The organism is Marinobacter sp. DSM 26671 (genome assembly GCF_900112835.1).
Taxonomy (GTDB): domain Bacteria; phylum Pseudomonadota; class Gammaproteobacteria; order Pseudomonadales; family Oleiphilaceae; genus Marinobacter; species Marinobacter flavimaris.
The window spans coordinates 316262-334612 of the sequence record NZ_FONF01000001.1; the positions used below are offsets into that span (position 1 = coordinate 316262).

14 protein-coding genes and 2 tRNA genes are annotated in these 18351 nt (G+C 57.6%); 7 read left to right on the plus strand and 9 right to left on the minus strand.

Annotated features, from left to right (window positions below; translation table 11 throughout):
* Nucleotides 1–58: 58 nt before the first annotated feature.
* From ltrA to ppsA, 3 genes are all read right to left on the minus strand, one after another.
* A complete protein-coding gene (ltrA, locus tag BM035_RS01395; RefSeq protein ID WP_092029913.1) occupies nucleotides 59–1450 on the minus strand; it encodes a group II intron reverse transcriptase/maturase in 1392 nt (463 codons plus the stop codon).
* A 516-nt stretch (nucleotides 1451–1966) separates the two neighbouring features.
* Nucleotides 1967–2446: a ribonuclease E activity regulator RraA gene (gene rraA, locus BM035_RS01400; protein WP_008174943.1), complete on the minus strand. Its 480-nt coding sequence runs from the start codon at nucleotides 2444–2446 to the stop codon at nucleotides 1967–1969.
* 30 nt (nucleotides 2447–2476) lie between these two features.
* A complete protein-coding gene (gene ppsA / locus BM035_RS01405) occupies nucleotides 2477–4813 on the minus strand; it encodes a phosphoenolpyruvate synthase (RefSeq protein WP_410796000.1) in 2337 nt (778 codons plus the stop codon).
* 215 nt (nucleotides 4814–5028) lie between these two features.
* Here ppsA and ppsR point away from each other — a divergent pair, with 215 nt between their 5' ends.
* Nucleotides 5029–5844 (plus strand): posphoenolpyruvate synthetase regulatory kinase/phosphorylase PpsR, encoded by an 816-nt coding sequence (gene ppsR, locus BM035_RS01410; RefSeq protein WP_008174940.1) that lies wholly within the window; start codon nucleotides 5029–5031, stop codon nucleotides 5842–5844.
* A gap of 101 nt (nucleotides 5845–5945) precedes the next feature.
* Here the strand turns inward: ppsR and BM035_RS01415 are convergent, their stop codons facing one another.
* A complete protein-coding gene (locus tag BM035_RS01415; protein ID WP_092029915.1) occupies nucleotides 5946–8870 on the minus strand; it encodes an insulinase family protein in 2925 nt (974 codons plus the stop codon).
* Nucleotides 8871–8969: 99 nt separating this feature from the next.
* On the opposite strand from BM035_RS01415, the gene BM035_RS01420 reads away from it, so the two are divergent.
* The 3 genes from BM035_RS01420 to BM035_RS01430 all read left to right on the plus strand — a co-directional run bounded on the left by BM035_RS01420 (nucleotide 8970) and on the right by BM035_RS01430 (nucleotide 12007).
* A complete protein-coding gene (locus BM035_RS01420) occupies nucleotides 8970–9431 on the plus strand; it encodes a hypothetical protein (RefSeq protein WP_008175027.1) in 462 nt (153 codons plus the stop codon).
* Nucleotides 9432–9546: 115 nt separating this feature from the next.
* Nucleotides 9547–10860, plus strand: a complete 1314-nt coding sequence (locus BM035_RS01425; RefSeq protein WP_008175029.1) for an MORN repeat-containing protein — start codon at nucleotides 9547–9549, stop codon at nucleotides 10858–10860.
* Between the two features lie 52 nt (nucleotides 10861–10912).
* Entirely contained in the window at nucleotides 10913–12007 is a 1095-nt protein-coding gene (locus BM035_RS01430) for a response regulator (RefSeq protein WP_008175032.1), read from the plus strand.
* Here the strand turns inward: BM035_RS01430 and BM035_RS01435 are convergent.
* Nucleotides 11967–12671, minus strand: coding sequence for a nucleotidyltransferase family protein (locus tag BM035_RS01435; protein ID WP_008175034.1), 705 nt, complete (start codon nucleotides 12669–12671; stop codon nucleotides 11967–11969). The two genes, BM035_RS01430 and BM035_RS01435, sit on opposite strands and share 41 nt — an antisense overlap.
* A gap of 73 nt (nucleotides 12672–12744) precedes the next feature.
* Here BM035_RS01435 and BM035_RS01440 point away from each other — a divergent pair, with 73 nt between their 5' ends.
* Nucleotides 12745–13596: a 6-carboxytetrahydropterin synthase gene (locus BM035_RS01440; RefSeq protein ID WP_092029916.1), complete on the plus strand. Its 852-nt coding sequence runs from the start codon at nucleotides 12745–12747 to the stop codon at nucleotides 13594–13596.
* A 129-nt stretch (nucleotides 13597–13725) separates the two neighbouring features.
* On the opposite strand, the gene BM035_RS01445 is transcribed toward BM035_RS01440, so the two are convergent.
* From BM035_RS01445 to gltX, 3 genes are all read right to left on the minus strand, one after another.
* Nucleotides 13726–13801 (minus strand) — tRNA-Glu (locus BM035_RS01445).
* Between the two features lie 7 nt (nucleotides 13802–13808).
* Nucleotides 13809–13884, minus strand: a tRNA-Ala gene (locus tag BM035_RS01450).
* 113 nt (nucleotides 13885–13997) lie between these two features.
* Entirely contained in the window at nucleotides 13998–15482 is a 1485-nt protein-coding gene (gene gltX, locus BM035_RS01455; RefSeq protein ID WP_008175038.1) for a glutamate--tRNA ligase, read from the minus strand.
* Between the two features lie 187 nt (nucleotides 15483–15669).
* Between gltX and BM035_RS01460 the strand changes: the two genes are divergently transcribed.
* Nucleotides 15670–16668, plus strand: a complete 999-nt coding sequence (locus tag BM035_RS01460; protein WP_092029918.1) for a zinc ABC transporter substrate-binding protein — start codon at nucleotides 15670–15672, stop codon at nucleotides 16666–16668.
* On the opposite strand, the gene BM035_RS01465 is transcribed toward BM035_RS01460, so the two are convergent.
* The gene (locus tag BM035_RS01465) at nucleotides 16645–17559 is read right to left on the minus strand and encodes an AEC family transporter (protein ID WP_008175044.1); all 915 of its coding nucleotides are present in this window, start codon (nucleotides 17557–17559) and stop codon (nucleotides 16645–16647) included. The two genes, BM035_RS01460 and BM035_RS01465, sit on opposite strands and share 24 nt — an antisense overlap.
* Before the next feature lie 170 nt (nucleotides 17560–17729).
* Here BM035_RS01465 and BM035_RS01470 point away from each other — a divergent pair, with 170 nt between their 5' ends.
* Nucleotides 17730–18101, plus strand: a complete 372-nt coding sequence (locus tag BM035_RS01470; RefSeq protein ID WP_241956169.1) for a BLUF domain-containing protein — start codon at nucleotides 17730–17732, stop codon at nucleotides 18099–18101.
* Nucleotides 18102–18351: the final 250 nt, after the last annotated feature.

Consider the following 18351-nt stretch of genomic DNA (forward strand, 5'->3'; position numbering starts at 1 on the left):
GGAGTTACCTCCCCCGTCCTCTCACACCACCGGGCATACGGTTCCGTACCACGGCGGTTCATGGACGGCGCTGAAGCCGGTTCATCGTATCCAGCAAGCTTATCAGAGACAGGCGGTCGAATACCCGATGAGGTAAGGCCACGTTCATATGAGACGCGCCGCTGTTCCACCAGGGCCCACGACCATTCGTCGCGCTCTTCCAAGCCCGGGTTTCAGTAAGACCGAACCGCACTAGATTTCGGGCCCGAGTGCGGGCCAGCTTCCACTGCTGCCACAGGATCAGACGGAGGCGTCGCCGTATCCAACCATCCAGCGCTGCCACCGATCGTTTCGAGGCGGTAAGGCGATAGTAGGTCGCCCACCCTCGCAGGACCGGGTTCAGATTCCGGATGGTCGTGGTTAGCGCTTGCCCCCTGGATCGCTTCAGCAACGGGCGCAGTTTGGTCATAAAAGCCTTCAGGCTCTTCGGTGCAACCCTCAACCGTACCTGCCTTTTATGCCAGCTTACGCTGTACCCTAGGAAGCTCCGACGCCATGGGCGATCCACAGCACTTTTGCCTGTGTTCACGGTTAGGCGCAGGCGCGTTGTCAGGAACTGGGTCATGCTGGCCATCACCCGGTCACCGGCTCTTTTGCTGCGAACGTAGATATTACAGTCGTCCGCGTAGCGGCAGAACCGGTGTCCCCGCCGCTCCAGCTCCCGGTCCAGTTCGGTCAGAAGCACGTTGGAGAGCAAGGGTGAGAGAGGGCCACCTTGCGGCGTCCCTTCCCGTCTCGGGCTGACCAGCCCACCTTCGAGCATGCCGGCTCGCAGGTACCGTCGGATCAGAGTGAGTATCCGTCGGTCGGTGATGCGACGGGCCAGCAGGCCCATCAGCACATCGTGGTTGACCCGGTCAAAGAACTGGGCCAAATCCAGATCGACCACCCAACGATGGCCGTCGTTGATATGCCGTTGCATCGCCTTGACCGCCTGATGAGCACTCCGGCCGGGGCGGAACCCGTAGCTGTGGTCCGAGAAGGTCGGCTCCAGCATCGGGCTCAGCGTTTGGTGTAGTGCCTGTTGAATCAAGCGATCCTGTACCGTCGGAATACCCAGCACCCGTTCGCCGCCTTGCGGCTTGGGAATACTGACCCTGCGTACCGGCTGAGGGTAGTAGTCTCCGGCCAACAGCCGCTCGCGCAGCGTTGGCCAATGCTGTTGCAGGTGGCCCTTCAGGGCAGTGACCGGCATCTGATCGACGCCGGCGGCGCCCCTGTTGGACATCACCCGCTGATACGCACGCATCAGGTTCGGGCGCTCAAGCACCTGTTCCATCAGCGTGTTCGGCTCCGCGTTCGTCCACAAATGAGCCCCCGCGTCTGCCTCGACACGGGCTCCAGTCTCTGCCGGATACCGTCCGACGCCTCCCGGAATGCCCTGACCCATCCGGGTCGCTTCTGTCTTCATAAGCACATCACGAGAACTCATCGCCTAATAGCGGCCAACCATGTTCGGCCCTTCAGTACGCGGTAACGCACCTACTATGGCCTCTGCTGAGTTCTGGCGCCCCATCCCCACCCCTCACGGGGCAGGTAGCACAGTGGCAGAGAGCCAGACTTCCCAGGGTAAGACGCGTGACCTTCACACTTATGCCTGCCGCATTTACGTCCACACCGTCCGTGCAAGTATGGGGCTTTGACGATCGTTGCCGTCTCACCCGGTGTGACCGCCTCCTATGCGATTCCTGTTCGTCAGGCCAGTGCTTTGCCTGCGGCTTCCTTCAGATTCCACCTCGCGGTGGACACCCTTGCCGTCCGGCTAGTGGTTCCCCTTGCCGGGTCCACAGGGGACTTACACCCCCAAGTCATCCGGTCAGCACCACCTGGACCGGAACAGCGCCGTCAAGGCGCTACGCGCCATGCCTGGCGCACAACGAAAAACGGCGGCCATTGGCCGCCGTTTTTGTCTCTGCCTCGAAAAGCCTCAAACCAGAGGCTTCTCAGAAACAATGATGCCGTTGTTGTCGGCGTAGACGTAGTGTCCGGGATGGAAGGTAACGCCGTGGAAGGTGACCGGCACATTCAGGTCGCCCAGGCCACGCTTTTCACTCTTTCTCGGATGGGTGCCAAGGGCCTGCACACCCAGGGCGGTGTTGCCAATCTCATCCACGTCGCGCACGCAACCATAGATGATCAGGCCCGCCCAGCCGTTGCTCGCAGCCTTCTCCGCGAGCATGTCGCCCAATAGCGCATGGCGCTTTGAAGCGCCACCATCCACGACCATCACGCGACCGTTCCCGGGCTGGCCAACCTGCTCTTTCACCACAGAGTTATCTTCAAAACACTTCACGGTCACAATCTCACCGCCAAATGCCTTGTTGCCACCGTAGTTATTGAAGCCGGGCTCTACAACCAGCACTTCCGGAAATTCGTCACACAGGTCCGGGGTAATTATCGTCGTCACGTTGTCGCTCTCCTTATCCTGGAAATAAACTCAGTCGATTTTTTCGTCGGCCAGGAAGAACCAGGTGTCCAGTACCGAATCGGGGTTCAGTGACACCGTATCAATGCCCTGATCCATCAGCCACTTGGCGAGATCCGGATGATCCGATGGCCCCTGCCCACAGATACCGATGTATTTGCCGGCCTTCTTGCACGCCTGAATGGCGTTGGAAAGCAGCGCCTTGACCGCATCGTTCCGCTCATCGAAGAGGTGCGCGATGATGCCCGAATCCCGGTCCAGACCCAGGGTCAGCTGAGTCAGATCGTTGGAGCCGATGGAGAAGCCGTCAAAGTGCTCCAGGAACTGATCCGCCAGCAGGGCATTGGCCGGCAACTCACACATCATGATGACCCGAAGACCGTTGTCACCACGCTTGAGCCCGTTCTCCGCCAGCAGGTTCACTACCTGTTCCGCTTCACCCACGGTACGCACGAACGGGACCATCACTTCCACATTGGTCAGCCCCATCTCGTTACGCACCTTTTTCAGGGCACGGCATTCCAGCTCAAAGCAGTCCCGGAAGGTATCGGAGATATAGCGCGATGCACCCCGGAAACCGAGCATCGGGTTTTCTTCATCCGGCTCGTACAGAGTGCCGCCGATCAGGTTGGCGTATTCGTTGGATTTGAAGTCCGACAACCGCACGATCACTTTCTTGGGCGCGAACGCCGCTGCCAGGGTAGAGATGCCCTCAACCAGCTTGTCGACATAGAAATCCACCGGCGAGCTGTAACCGGAGATTCGTTTCTCAACGGTCTGCTTGATATCCCGGGGCAGTCCATCAAAGTTCAGCAGTGCCTTGGGATGAACACCGATCATCCGGTTAATAATGAACTCAAGCCGTGCCAAACCAACACCTTCATTCGGCAACGCCTGGAAATCAAAAGCCCGGTCTGGGTTGCCGACGTTCATCATGATCTTGAACGGGATGTTCGGCATGGAGTCCACGGTATTTTCCCGCAGCTCGAAATCCAGGGAGCCCTCGTAGATCATGCCGGTATCGCCCTCGGCGCAGGAGACGGTCACTTCCTGTGCGTCGGTCAGCAACTCCGTGGCATCGCCGCATCCGACCACGGCCGGAATGCCCAGCTCGCGGGCAATAATGGCCGCGTGGCAGGTACGACCACCGCGGTCGGTAACAATGGCGGAAGCCCTTTTCATCACCGGCTCCCAATCCGGGTCGGTCATGTCGGTAACCAACACATCGCCGGCCTGCACCCGGTCCATTTCCTTGATGCTGGTGATGATCTTCACCGGGCCACTGCCGATCTTGTGGCCGATGCTCCGGCCTTCCACCAGCACCTTGCCGGTTTCTTTAAGCAGGTAGCGCTCCATCACATTGGCAGACGCACGGCTTTTCACCGTCTCAGGGCGCGCCTGAACGATGTAGATCTTGCCGTCGTCGCCGTCCTTCGCCCACTCGATGTCCATCGGTCGCTGGTAGTGCTTCTCGATAATCATCGCCTGACGTGCCAGGTCTTCCACCTCGGCGTCAGTGATGCAGAAGCGGTTGCGGTCTTCCTGCTCCACCTTCACTGTTTCAACGAATTCACCTTCACCGGGCTTGGTGTGGTAGACCATCTTGATGGCCTTGCTGCCCAGATTGCGACGCAGGACGGCCGGCCGACTGGCTTCGAGAGTAGGCTTGTGTACGTAGAATTCATCAGGGTTTACAGCACCCTGAACGACGGTCTCACCCAGACCGTAAGAGGCAGTTACAAATACCACGTCACGGAAGCCGGATTCTGTGTCGAGGGTGAACATAACGCCACTGGCCGCCGTCTCACTGCGCACCATTTTCTGGATACCAGCTGAGAGCGCGACCATCTTGTGGTCAAAGCCGTGGTGGACGCGGTAGGAAATAGCGCGGTCATTGAACAGCGACGCAAACACTTCCTTGACCGAGGTGCGCACCTGTTGCAGCCCCACCACGTTCAGGAAGGTTTCCTGCTGGCCTGCAAAGGAGGCATCCGGGAGATCTTCCGCCGTTGCAGAGGAACGTACCGCAACCGCCATGTGTTCGTTGCCATCCTGCAGGGTGGCGAACGATTCCTTCAAGGCGTTCTCCAGGACATCCGGAAATGGCGTTTCAATGATCCATTGACGGATCTGGGCACCAACCCGGGCCAGTTCGTTGACGTCGTTGATGTCCAGAGCATCGAGAGCGTTGTCGATACGCTCTTTCAGTCCGTCAGTAGCGAGGAATTCGCGATAGGCGTGCGCTGTTGTGGCAAAGCCACCTGGAACGGTAACACCTGCGTTGGCGAGATTACTGATCATTTCGCCGAGTGAGGCGTTCTTGCCGCCTACCCGATCGACATCGGACATTCCCAGGTGATCAAACCAGATAATGTAATCTTCCAAAGCATGTCTCCCTTGAGTCTGTGAAGCTAAGAGCAAAATCGGGCCAGCGGTATCAAGCGGTAAAAGCAGACAATATCCACTGCGGAGTCTCGAACTTGGCGTGTATGATACTGTAACCTGCGGAAATTACCTAGGCCACCGAGCCAGGAATCAAGAACCAAGGAACCGGACAATACAGCATGAAACGCACTGCTTTTTTCATTTCTGATGGCACCGGCCTGACAGCCGAGGCTCTCGGGCACAGCCTTCTGGCCCAGTTCGAAAAGATCGAGTTTGAACGGGTTACTGTTCCCTACATTGCGGACGAAGAAAAAGCCCGGGAAATGGTCAAACGGATCAACAAGGCGGCCGAGACAGACGGCGCACGGCCGCTGGTGTTCGACACCATTGTAAACAGCGATATCCGGGAAATCATCGCCACCGCCGAGGGTTTCATGGTGGACATCTTCGGTACGTTTCTCAGCCCCCTGGAACAGGAACTCCAGTCTTCCTCTTCCTATACCGTCGGTAAATCCCATGCCATCAACAATGAAGGCAGCTATGAACGCCGGATCAATGCCGTCAATTTCGCGCTGGATAATGACGATGGCGCACGCACCCGGCATTACGACGAAGCAGACCTGATCCTCGTTGGCGCCTCCCGAAGCGGGAAAACCCCCACCTGTCTCTATCTGGCGCTGCAGTATGGCGTGAAAGCGGCAAACTATCCGATTACCGAAGAAGACCTGGCAGACCAGCAGATCCCGAAAGCCCTGAAACCCTATAAAGAGAAAATTTTCGGGCTGACTATCGAGCCGGAGCGGCTGGCAACCATCCGCAACGAACGCAAGCCAAACTCTCGCTACTCATCCATCAAGCAGTGCATGCACGAGATCGAGGAAATCGAGTTGATGTATCGGCGTGAGCGGATTCCGTACCTGAATACCACCGCCTATTCGGTTGAGGAGATCTCCACCCGAATCATGGTGACAACCGGTCTGAAGCGCCAACGCTAGGGGTACAGACGGCTGGAGGGCGTCATCGGGGCAGAATAAGAAAGGGGCCAGACCAAAAAGAGGCCAGATGAACACTTCATCTGGCCTCTTTTGTTTTGGCTTTACAGTTCCTGAATGTTCAGGCCAAGCTTCTCGGCCCTGGCCCGGTTTTCCGGACTGGTTACCACGGCCGTACTGGCTTTCTCCGGCACCAGCCAGGTTCTGGCCACACGCTTCAGGTCGTCCAGGGTGACGGACAGCACCCGCTCCCGGAACCTGGCACGCTGCTCCGGACTTCGCCCAAACAGCTTGTTGTGAAAAGCATGGCGAGCAGCGCCCGCAGGCGATCTGGGCCTGTCGAGTTGACCAATTACACCAAGAATCGACTCTTCAAGCTCCTGATAGTCGTGGTCATTGTCCTGAAGCCACGCAAGGGCCGCGTCGAAATCGTCCAGCGTTTCCTCCAGGCGCGGATCACGGTAGGAGAAGAACCGGAACGTGCCATTCACGCTGTCCTGCCCGGCGCCGCCACCGTAAGCGCCACCCTTCTCCCGAATGGCTCGGTGCAGATAACCGTTACGCAAGAAACCACCCAGCACGGTCAGTGCCGCCGCATCGGGATGATCCACAGCGACAGTGCTGTAGGCCTTGGAGCAGAAGTTAACCTGGGTAGAAGTCAGCCACGCCTCACGGGTAGTGTAATTGACCGGTTCCATTTTCCAGCCTGCAATGCCCGCTCCAGAGGCATCACGCCAGCAGGATTTCAGATCATCAACCATCGCCGGGAGCTGATCCTCTTCACCAATCACCAGGAACTCCCGACCCTGCTTGCCGATTTTCTCGTGCAATGCAGAAAGCTTGTCACAGAGCGCCGTCAATTCCTCTGGATCCTTCAGGGCCTGATCGAGCTGCTTGGTGCCGCGAATACCGGCAAGACCACCCAGCCGGAAAGAAAGCCAGGCACCCGGACTCATACCCTGTGAAGCCGCGCCCATGGCCAGTGCATGGCCACTGCCGGTTACGGCCTGCTCGCGACGGGCCCGGATCTGCGCAATGATCTCCCGGATTCGCTCTTTCTCATCGAAGCGGGCACTGGTGTAGACATCCCGTAGAAGACGGGTCAACTCACTGCGATTACGGGCCAGAGCCTTGCCGTTGAAGATGATGTAACCGGACAGCGCCTGAACGTCATCAATCCGGCCTTTGGCGCTGAACGCTGCGCCGATACCACCAGACTCCGCAGAGATACGATCCTGCATTTGCAGGTAGTCCAGATCACCACAACCCACTTCGGAAATCAGCGTGGTGTAGTAAGGCACCAGAAGCAGCTCCTCTTCGGTCAGCGCCGGCACCGGGACAACAATCTGCTCGTAAACCAGACCGTTGGTACCACGGGCATAAACGGTTGCCGAAATGTCGCCGTCATAACGCCCTTCCGGCTCTGGCATCTGCAGAGGCACGTCTGACAGATCCACCTTTGGCAGAATGGAGTCATCGTCCTTCTGCATCTGGCGTTCTTCCAGCGCCCTGGCCCGGTCGACAATCATCCGGACCTCGTCATCGGTAAGCTCGGCCTTGCGACGGGCCAGCGCTTCACGGATGGCTTCCTGCCGGCGGGACTCGAGCTTTTCATCCGGCCGCAGGGTCAGGGTGACCCGGTGCGGGTTCTCAAGAAGCTTGCGGCGGATCAGATCCGGCACGTATTGCGGGTCCCGGATTTTCTCCCGGAGCGTTGCCAGGACCGGCTCCAGATCCAGCAATTCAACCGGATCACCGCCGTGCACCATGGGTGCAATGGCACTCATGATCAGCTGCAGGCCGTACGGGAACTGGTCACCAGCAATTTCCCGCTGGTGCAGTTCGAGCTGATGCAGGATGGCTTCCAGACGTCCCTGGCTGACGCCCTCCTCCACGACCTTGAGCAGCGTGGACTCGAGCAGGGCTTCCAGATCCTTGTGCTTGTCCGGCTCGCTGCCTTCGATGCCGCAAACAAAGGTCATTTCACGGTTGGAGTCTTCCAGACCACACATGGGCGAAGGTGCATGACCAAGATCCGTGGTTTCCAGGGCTCGCATCAGTGGTGAGGCACTGTTTTCCAGCAGTACCGCAGAGAGCAGTTGACCCTCCAGGTTCTCCTGCAAATCAAAACTGTGGCCCAGCAACCAGCCCACAACGATGTGAGTCTTGTTGTCGGTCCCCTCGCCTTCGTTGACCGCATAGCCCTGCTCTACCCTGACCGGGGCGAACATGCGCTTCTCGTCGCGAACCGGAAGATCGATGTCCAGCCGGTCGAACCGTTTCAGCGCCAGCTCTTCAAACTTCTCATGATGCTCATGAGCCGGGATATCGCCGTAGGTGGCAAATATCGCGTTGCTGGGGTGATAGTGGTGGCGGTAGAACTGCAGCAGGTCGTCGTAGCTCAGATCCACGATGTGGTCGGGCTCGCCACCGCTGTTGTAGTGATAGGTCGTGGTCGGGAAAAGGTGGCTGCTGAGGTTCTGCCACAGCTGGGACGTGGGCGAACTCATGGCGCCTTTCATCTCGTTGTAGACAACACCCCGATAAACCAGGTCGGTGGACGGATCTTCCGGCTTATCGAACTCAAGGCGATGACCTTCCTGCGCAAAATCCAGCGGATCGAGCTTGGAGAAAAATACACAATCCAGGTAAACCGACAGAAGGTTGTCGAAATCCTTTCGGTTTATGCTGGCGAAGGGATAGGCCGTCCAGTCGCTGCTGGTGAAAGCGTTCATGAACGTGTTCAGTGACCGCCGAATCATCATGAAGAACGGATCACGAACCGGGAAACGCTCGCTGCCACACAATGCCGTGTGTTCCAGAATATGCGCCACCCCGGTGGAATCCATCGGGAAGGTACGCAGGGCAACGAAAAACACGTTTTCGTCGTTGTCGGCTGCCAGATGCAGATGGCGGGCGCCAGTCTTCTTGTGACGATACTCCTCGACCTCGAGATTGAGTGTATCGATCCGGTGACTGCGAAGTTTCTCAAAGGCCGGATGAGTTGCGTTGTCGATCACTGCAGCCATTCAAACTATCCTGTCTTTAAACAATTGGAGAATTGTAGGGTAACACGTAGTATCGCTTATCATGCATCACTCCAGAAGCTATAGGGTACCGCGCCGTACATGACAACACCTGCACCTCAATCAAAGGCCGTTGAGGCCCCGGAAGTAGCCGCCTACTGGGCAGAACGTCGGCGGTACCTCGAGCGGATCCGGAAAGTACCGGAAGTCAGACAGCGCTTCTGGCGGGAAGTTGCCCTTTATCTGCTCCGCCGATTGCTCTGGTCATTCGGATTCTTCCCGATCTTCATCGCCTTCTGGGTGCCACTGGTGATGGCCAGCTTCAACCCGGTTGCGATGGCATCGGATCTGATTCCGGTGTTACAGAATTTCGTCGACTCGAACCCGGAGGTACAGGCAACGACCATTAGCACCCTGGCCATCGCGTGGGCTTCTATCGGGTTTTTCTTTCTCGTCTTCGATTTCGTGCTAACCCCTTTCAAATCGCCTTATCAATACGAAGCCGACGTGTACATGAGATCATGGGAGCAGCTCAACCATGATCAGCTTCCGGATAAAGTGTGATTTGGCCTGCATTCTCGGTAACTCCCCGTCACTTTCTGTTACATAGCGTTGCACTCACTGGGTAAGATGAACCGGTAGACAGAATTCCAAGAATGCAGGATCAAGAGGTTCCGTCATGGTCGATTTCAGACCGCTTCTGTTCGTCAATGCCCTGGCGCTCATGCTGCTGGTAACCGCCGGGTTTGCCTCGGTTCGGGATGACCTTCAGATAACAGAAGCCTTCGAACCACCCTCGACGGATCAAGCTGTTGCCTCTATTACTACCGAGCCCGAGCCGGCCCCAGAGCCTGTTCCGGAGGCATCCGCCAGAACCAAACAGGCTGCCCGGGAGTCGCGCCCACCCGTGGTGGAAGCCACTCCGTTTACCGTGCCATCCATGCCGGAGAACCCGGAGGTTCTGGCGGTAGCTGAACCGCCATCGGTATTGGCAACGAGAACAGACACCGCCCCGGCAAATCCGCAACAACCGGAAAAACAGCAGGAACCCCAGCCACCGACGCAGGCGCTGCTGGTACTACGCTCAAACGTTGTCGGCGATCAGGTCACCATCAACGGCAAGGAATATGGCGCGACCCGCCTGGATCTTGAGCTGGACCCGGGCCGCTACGAGGTCACCATCACCAAGCCAGGTTTCAAACCCTGGAACCGCTCCATTGCCCTGAAAGCCGGCAATGAGGTGACTCTGGTGGGCGAACTGGAGGCTCTGACCACGGTGAATTTCCGTGACGGGATCTGGATCGGTGGCGTGAAGACCGGTGATGGCACCTACCAGGACAACGATGGACTGCGCTACGAGGGGCATTTCGTGGATGGTGAATTCCACGGCCAGGGCACCGCGTGGTATCCCGACGGTGGCCGTTACGAGGGAGGCTGGTCTGCAGGCAACCGCGAGGGCGACGGTGAATGGCGCAGTGCCGACGGCTCGCGCTATTCCGGCGAATTCCGGGACAACCAGTTTAACGGCAAAGGCACGCTTACACTGGCAAACGGCGACATACTGACCGGCCACTGGAAGGACGGACAGCTTAATGGCCACGGTTCCCTGACCACCGCGGATGGCATGCTCTACGTCGGCGGCTTCCGGAACGACGAATTTCATGGCACCGGCACACTCACCTACCCCGACGGTCGCCATTACGAAGGCGAATTTTCCAACGGCGCCTTCCATGGCACCGGGGCAGAGGTCTTCGCCAGCGGCAAGAAATACGAGGGCGAATACATTGAAGGAAAGTTCCACGGTAAGGGCTTGCTGAAGAATCCCAACGGCAGCTCGATCGAAGCGACATTCCGTCATGGCGAGCCCTACGGACAGGTACGCCTGACCACAGCGGCAGGGGAAATTTTCACTGCCCGAACCACTGAACCCGGTGTCTGTTATCGGGACAAGAGCTACCGGGCCACAGAGTGCCCGAAACTGGAAGGCTGGTAATCATAACGGTCCGATAACAAACGCGTTTGCAGTAAACGATTGAGGTAGTGACATGGCGATCAAGAACGCTCTGCTGGTAGATGACTCCAAGGTGGCCCGATTTGCCCTGAGCAAACTGCTGGAAAGTCGCGATATGGAAGTCAATATGGCTGGCTCGGCCGAGGAGGCCCTCGATTTCCTGAACAGCCAGGGGCGTCCGGATGTCATCTTCATGGACCATCTAATGCCGGGGATGAATGGCGTAGAGGCGACCAAAGCCATCAAGGGCAACCCGGAGACCGCCGGCATCCCCATCATCATGTGCACATCCAAAAAATCGTCATCATTCATGGAGGAGGCCAGGAACTTCGGTGTTTACAACATCCTCACTAAACCGCCGCAAACGGAGGGCCTCAAAGAGGTTTTGGACCAGCTGGCCAGTGACGTCACAGGCGGAAACTTGCCGGAGCCACCGCTGCAATCTGAGCCGGCTGCCGCGGAAGAGGACGAACTGCTGAACGTACCTGCAGATGCGTCGGTGGAACTGTCGCCCAAGACGGGCGATTCAGCCAGCCGGAGCAACCCGCAAGCCAATGTGGTGCCCTTGACCAGCGAGTTGATTGAGCAGATCGCCCGTTCCGCAGTCAAAACTCACATCAACAACCGCCTCCACGAACTGCTCAGTTCCCTCTTTGACGAGCAGTTCGATCACCTGAAGCGGGCTCTGGATGAATCCCGAAGCAAACAGGACGCGGTGATTGAGGAACGCCTGAACGCCGTCACCGAAATGGTCGACGAACGGACCAAAAATCTGCGGGACGAAGTTGCCGCGGAGGTCAACCTGAACCTTGGCAGCGAACTTGCCGTGCTCAAGAAGGAGCTGAAAAAGAATTCCGGCTTCACGAGCGAGCATATGGCCGAGCTGAAAGATCACATCACGAGTGTGCAGACGATTGATACCGAGTTCTGGCAAACCCTTCAGTCCGAGGCTATTCAGCAAGCCCACGAGATCTCGAGGGAAACCGCTGAAGACATAGCCCAGCGCACAATCGACCTTTTTGTTGCGCAGCAGCGCTCGGCATCGTCCCGGGTCTACACCATTGGTCTTGCCATAAGTCTCGGCATCTTCAGCGTCGGGATTGCCTGGCTGTCTGGCCTGTTCGGTTGAGCAGGGTCCTGATCCTGTGCCAGTCTGCCGGGGTGTCCACATCATCGTGGATCCCCGGAATATCTACCCGGGTTGCACGCACCTCTGCGAGCAGTCGCCCGGCGCCCCTATCCCCCTCCAGATCCAACACCAGCGGCCAGAGCCATCTGGGTAAATAGGCGGGCACACCCGGCCGGCCACCGTAATCTGCAGCGATGGGCTGTTCCGGTACACAGCGGGCCGCCTTGCCAAAGGCCTCGAGGGCGTTCAGATCCAGTAACGGCTGGTCCGCCACCAGAACAAATACGCCCTTTACCGCTGGCCCCAGGCTGCGAAGTCCCGCTGACAGAGATGCCGAGATGCCCTCCTGCCAATCCGGCGCCCGCAACCAGGAAGAAGGTTGCCTCCGACAACGAAAGCGTATGAGCGGGTACCAGGCCCCACACACCACTCGAACTTCCGGGCTGAGGATTCGGCCTTGGGCAATGGCGGCGTCCAACAATGTGCGGTTACGGCAGTCCGTGTCTGTCCCGTCACCAGAAGCCAGCGGCAGGAGGGCTTTCGGCCGACCGAGGCGGCTCGAGGCACCGGCCGCCAGTATCAGTACCGGAAATTGCTGATCAATGTGCGAGTCGAGGTTTAAAATGATGAGTCCGATAGCAAAAAGAAATGAAGCAGTGGCCAACCGCCAGACTGCTGTATTCGGTGATTTTTGCTAGAATTCGGCCATCAATCAACCACACCCGCCTGGAAATTTGATGAACCATCTGTTTGTAGACAACCTGACCGTTATCGATTTTGCCTACCTGGACCCGACCCGTGGGCTGGTGGGTGAAAGCTGGATTGCGGATGTGGTGCTTGGCGGGGAGCTGGACGAACAGGGCATGGTGTTCGACTTCAGTAACGTAAAACGCACCATCAAGCGGGTGATCGATGAGCGTGTTGACCATCGTCTGGTGATTCCCCGCGGCTACCAGGGGCTGTCCTGGAGTGAGGAGCAGCCAGACACTTTTACCTGGGCTCTCACGGACGGCAGCCAGATCATTCACCGCTCACCGGACGAGGCCATTGTCTGGTTGTCCGCCGACCGGGTTGTGCCCTCGGCCGTGGCCTCTTTGCTGGAACAGGAAATAAAGGCCGTGCTTCCGGCCAACGTGATTTCCGTGGAGATCAATCTCCGGGAAGAGGAAATCGATGGTGCTTACTACCACTATGTCCACGGCCTTAAGAAACACCTGGGCAACTGCCAGCGCATCGCCCACGGCCATCGATCACCGATTCGTATCGACCGGAACGGCCACCGCGATTACGATCTGGAGCGCCGCTGGGCCAAGCTCTGGCGGGATATCTACGTGGGGTCCGAGGAGGATGTGGTGCGTCGCCATGTTGGCGAAGACGGCGTTCGCTATGTGACCTTCGAATACGAGGCCAACCAGGGCGAGTTTGCACTGACCCTGCCAGAGGATCGCGTGTACATGCTGGATACCGACACCACGGTGGAGCTGATTGCCGCCCACATGGCCGACAAGCTCAAGGTGGAGTTCGCGACAGACACCATCCGGGTGAAGGCTTATGAGGGTGTTGGGAAGGGTGCCATTGCCGAGCGCTGAATAAATCCGGGGTCAGATGGAAATTTCATTTGACCCCATTGTTGTCTGACCCGACATTCAGACACAAAAAAACCGCCAGAAGGCGGTTTTTTTGATGGCTTCCCGGTGGACTAAACCGTCAAGCCGTATTGGCGTCCCCTAGGGGGTTCGAACCCCTGTTGCCGCCGTGAAAGGGCGGAGTCCTAGGCCACTAGACGAAGGGGACTAGAAATTGGTGGAGCCAGGCGGGATCGAACCGCCGACCTCCTGCGTGCAAGGCAGGCGCTCTCCCAGCTGAGCTATGGCCCCTCAACGGCTGCGTATATTAAGGATCCGCCCTATGGGCGTCAACCTCTGAAACACACTTTTTTTCAGTTTTCTGAACATCCCTGTTCAAGCCGTTTATTAATTCACCAAAGCGGTTAATGAATACCCAGAGCCGCGTATTCCTTTTCCACCTTCTTGGTTTCCTTCTTGGAGAATCCACCCATCACTTCCAGGGCATGCCGAAGCCTTGAACGGGTCATGTCCGGGCCCAGCAGCGCCATGGAATCCATGACAGACCAGGAATTCGGGGTGCCAGCAACCGCCACAAAAATGGAGAACATGAAGTCACCCATCTTCAGGTCCATGGCTTTGGCCAACGCCTTGATATCCGCGAAGATGGTCTCCTTGCTCCAGTGTCGCTGCGCTTCAAGCTTCCAGAGCGTGAACTGAAGAACCCGCTTGATCTGGGCTTCCTCCAGCTTGTTGTGGGCAAAGTCTTCCGGCCTCAGGTTGAGCATGCCGGAGAACATGAACTGGGCCATGGGCGCCACATCCGAAAACACCTCTGCCCTGCCCTTGATGTGGGGCACCAGAGCACGCAGGGCATCCTCATTGAACCACCACTGGCGCATGCGCTCCATGAACTGCTCTTCAGTCAGCTCTTCGCGCAGCCACTGGCCGTTCAGCCATCGGAGCTTCTCCACGTCAAACACCGGACCACCAAGGGAAACTCGCTGGATGTCGAAGTTCTCGATCATCTCATCCAGGGTGAACTTTTCCCGCTCGTCCGGCATGGACCAGCCCATGCGCCCCAGATAGTTGGTGACGGCCTCCGGCAGAAAGCCCATGCGCTCATAGAAATTGATGCTGGTCGGGTTCTTGCGCTTGGACAGTTTGCTCTTGTCCGGGTTGCGCAGCAGCGGAAGGTGACACAGCACCGGCATATCCCAGCCAAAATACTGATACAGCAGCTTGTGCTTGGGCGCCGAGTTGATCCACTCCTCACCACGCAGAACGTGGGTGATTTCCATAAGGTGATCATCAACCACATTCGCCAGGTGATAAGTGGGCATGCCATCGGACTTGAGCAGAATCTGGCAGTCCACCTGAGCCCAGTCGATCTCAATGGTGCCCCGAAGCATGTCGTCGATCTCGCAGACGCCCTCATCGGGCACTTTCATACGAATCACGTATGGTTCACCTGCATCGAGGCGGCGCTTCACTTCGTCCTCGGGCAGCTCCAGATCGCCCTTGATACCCGGGTTCAGGCCCTGGGCCTTGCGTTCTTCCCGAATGGCTTCCAGCTCATCCGGTGTGCGGAAGCAATAAAATGCGTGGCCGGCCGTCACCAGATCCTCGGCATACTGCCGGTACGAGTGCTTGCGCTCGGACTGGCGATAGGGGCCGTGAGGACCACCCACGTCGGGGCCTTCGTCCCAGTTCAGACCGAGCCAGCGCAGCGCCTTGAGAATGTCCTGCTCGGATTCTGCGGTACTGCGGGCCTGGTCGGTGTCTTCGATACGCAGGATAAACTGGCCGCCGTGCTGACGGGCAAAGCACAGGTTGAACAGGGCCACGTAGGCGGTACCAACGTGAGGGTCTCCCGTGGGTGACGGAGCAATTCGGGTACGTACAGTCATGAAACCTTCCTGAAAAATCGGTGGCCGTTTGATAAAGCGGGCATTATACCGGCCAACGGCAGGTTTCGCATGATCAGGAAGTTAACGAGCACACCAGAAATACTAAGTAAGAAGTTTCTTTTGCCGGCCCCGGCCGAGTTTGTTATATTATAACATTACACATCAGCATCGCAGGATCTCTTTTATCATGCGCGTTACCGGAAAAGCACTTTCTATTGCACTCGGAGCCGGCACCCTTTTGTTTCACAGTGCCCTGCAGGCCGAGACCCGCATTGTTACTTCCATCAAACCGGTTGAGCTGATCGTCAGTGCGATCGCCACGGAAGACATGCAGACAACGAGTCTCGTCCCGCCCGGCTCCAGCCCCCACAATTACACCATGAAGCCATCCCAGCGCCGGGCCCTGGAAAACGCCGACGTGATTTTCTGGGTCGGGCCCGACATGGAAACCTTCCTTAATCGCCTTCTGGCAGGGCAGGAATTCAGCGGTCGAACGGTCGCGCTCGTGGATGCCGAGCACGAACCCGGGGAAGTTAACCACGATGAACACGCGCACGACGACCACGCGGACGATCACCATGGCCATGCCCACGAAGAGGAGGCCAAGGAGGAAGAACACCACAACGAGGGGCACGGACACGGCCATGATCACGGAGACGGCGAAGACCCGCACATCTGGCTGGATCCCGAACTGGCCATCGAAATGGCCGGGACGATCCGGGATGCTCTCTCAGGACTGAAAGGTGTTGACGCTGGCGCGTTAAACGAGAATTTCGAGCAGTTCAAAGCCAGCGTTCGAGAAACCGATGCCACTATCCGGGACCGCCTTGCACCGGCGCACGAAATCAGCCTGTTCGCCTATCACGACGCCTTTACCCGATTTGCCGAACACTATGAACTGAAACTCGAGGGCGTTCTGACACTGAACCCGGAGCTGTCGCCAGGGGCCCGGCATATCGCGGAAGTGCAGGAAAAACTGCGCAACGCAAACCATCCCTGCCTCCTGACCGAACCGCAGTTCAACCGGCAGTGGTGGCGCTCGATCACCGAGAGCCTGGACGTGACCTTCAGCACCTGGGACCCTCTGGCCACTGACATCGCGGCAACGCCAGAAGGTTACAACAACTTCCAGCACAGCATTGTCGACGCGGTGCTCAAGTGCCTACCAGAGAATACTGAGCATTAAAGGTATGGTGACGATGGCCAGCAAGGTCTGACCACTGATGATGCCCGCCATCAGGGGGGCATCGCCACCAAGCTGTCGAGCCAGAATGTAGGCAGAGGTGGCCGTGGGGAGCGCCGACAACAGCACGACCACCTGAACCATCATTCCCTCAAGACCCAGCAACGAGGCCAGCCCCGCAGTCATCAGCGGAAATCCGACCAACTTCAGCGCCGATGACACAATAAACGGCAGTGAAGCGCCTCTGAGGGCCTTGAGCTGAAGCCCGGCGCCAACCGTCATCAAACCCATCGGCAACGCCAGATTGCTTAGCGGCTCGAGAATGCCGCCGATCAGCGGATGAAATCCGATTTCGAAGAAACTCCAGACCACGCCAATCACCGAGCCCACTATAAGAGGATTGGTCACAATCGCCTTGAATACTGGCACCAGCCTCACCGGCCCTTCCGTGGCCACCAGTGAAAACATCAGTATGCACAGCAGATTCAGCAACGGCACCATGATGGCAACTGCGATCGCCGAGAGGGACAGGCCCTGATCGCCGAGCAGCATGCCGCCAGCCGCCAGGCCCACGTAGGAATTGAACCGGATAGCCCCCTGGTAAACCGAAGAAAAAACCGGGCCGGACCAGCGCCAGAACCATTGGGCAATCGCCAGGATCAGCGTCATCGCGATCAGCATGGCGCCAATGAGCAATGCAATGTCACCATAAGCGGAAGCCGGCAACCTGGCCTGCCCCAGCTTGAAGACCAACATGGCCGGAAACAGCACGTAGTAGGTAAACCGCTCCGCCTGGGGCCAGAAATCGCCGCCCGGAAAGTCAATGCGGCGGAACACATGCCCCAGCATGATCAGGACAAATACCGGCAGCAGAGCCTGCACCATCAGGGGCATACGTTCAAACTCCAGGGCAAGGTTGTTTACTTGGGTTTTATGGGAGTACAGTTAAACAAGCATGAGATCATAGCAGAAGGAGTGCTTCTCCTTCAGGGAGGTTTTTTGCTATCGACGCATCGAAGCCCAGACTTTGCAGGCTTATCTATTTCAGCAGCGTTTCTTCGCATCTGCAGGAATCCGATTTAGACGACATCCTCGCGGAATCCATCAAAAGAAACGAGCGGGACGGCATCACCGGCCTGCTGGCTTATGATCAGTTCAATTTCATGCAGGTTTTGGAAGGTGAGGAAGAGGCTGTCAACAGACTTTACCTTGGCATCACTGCCGATCCTCGCCACCAGGATGTTCGCCTGATTCAGTACGAGCAAATCGATCATCGCCAGTTTGACGATTGGGCAATGGCTCTGGCGAAGCTTCCCGAGGTTCCGGGCAATTACATCAACAAACTCTATGGTGGATTCAAGCCCCAGCTGTTCTCCACTCGAGACGCTCTAATCTACTTCAATTTTCTCCGCAACTATTTGAAACGAGCAGCCTGAAGCCTGTTATGGATTTCGCCAAAGCCTTACGGAAATCGGAAACCAATGCCTGTTAAACTACGACTCTTGGTTTCAACGTAGTTCTTTTCGTCACCCGTTTTTCGTCGACAACAGGTATCGCAATGTCTGGAATACCATCTGAGGACACCCTGCTGCACAACTCCGGCCCCTCCCGCCGCTTCTGCGTGGCCCCGATGATGGATTGGAGCGATGGTTTCGTAAGCATTGAGAATCCCAGCTCTTTTTGAGT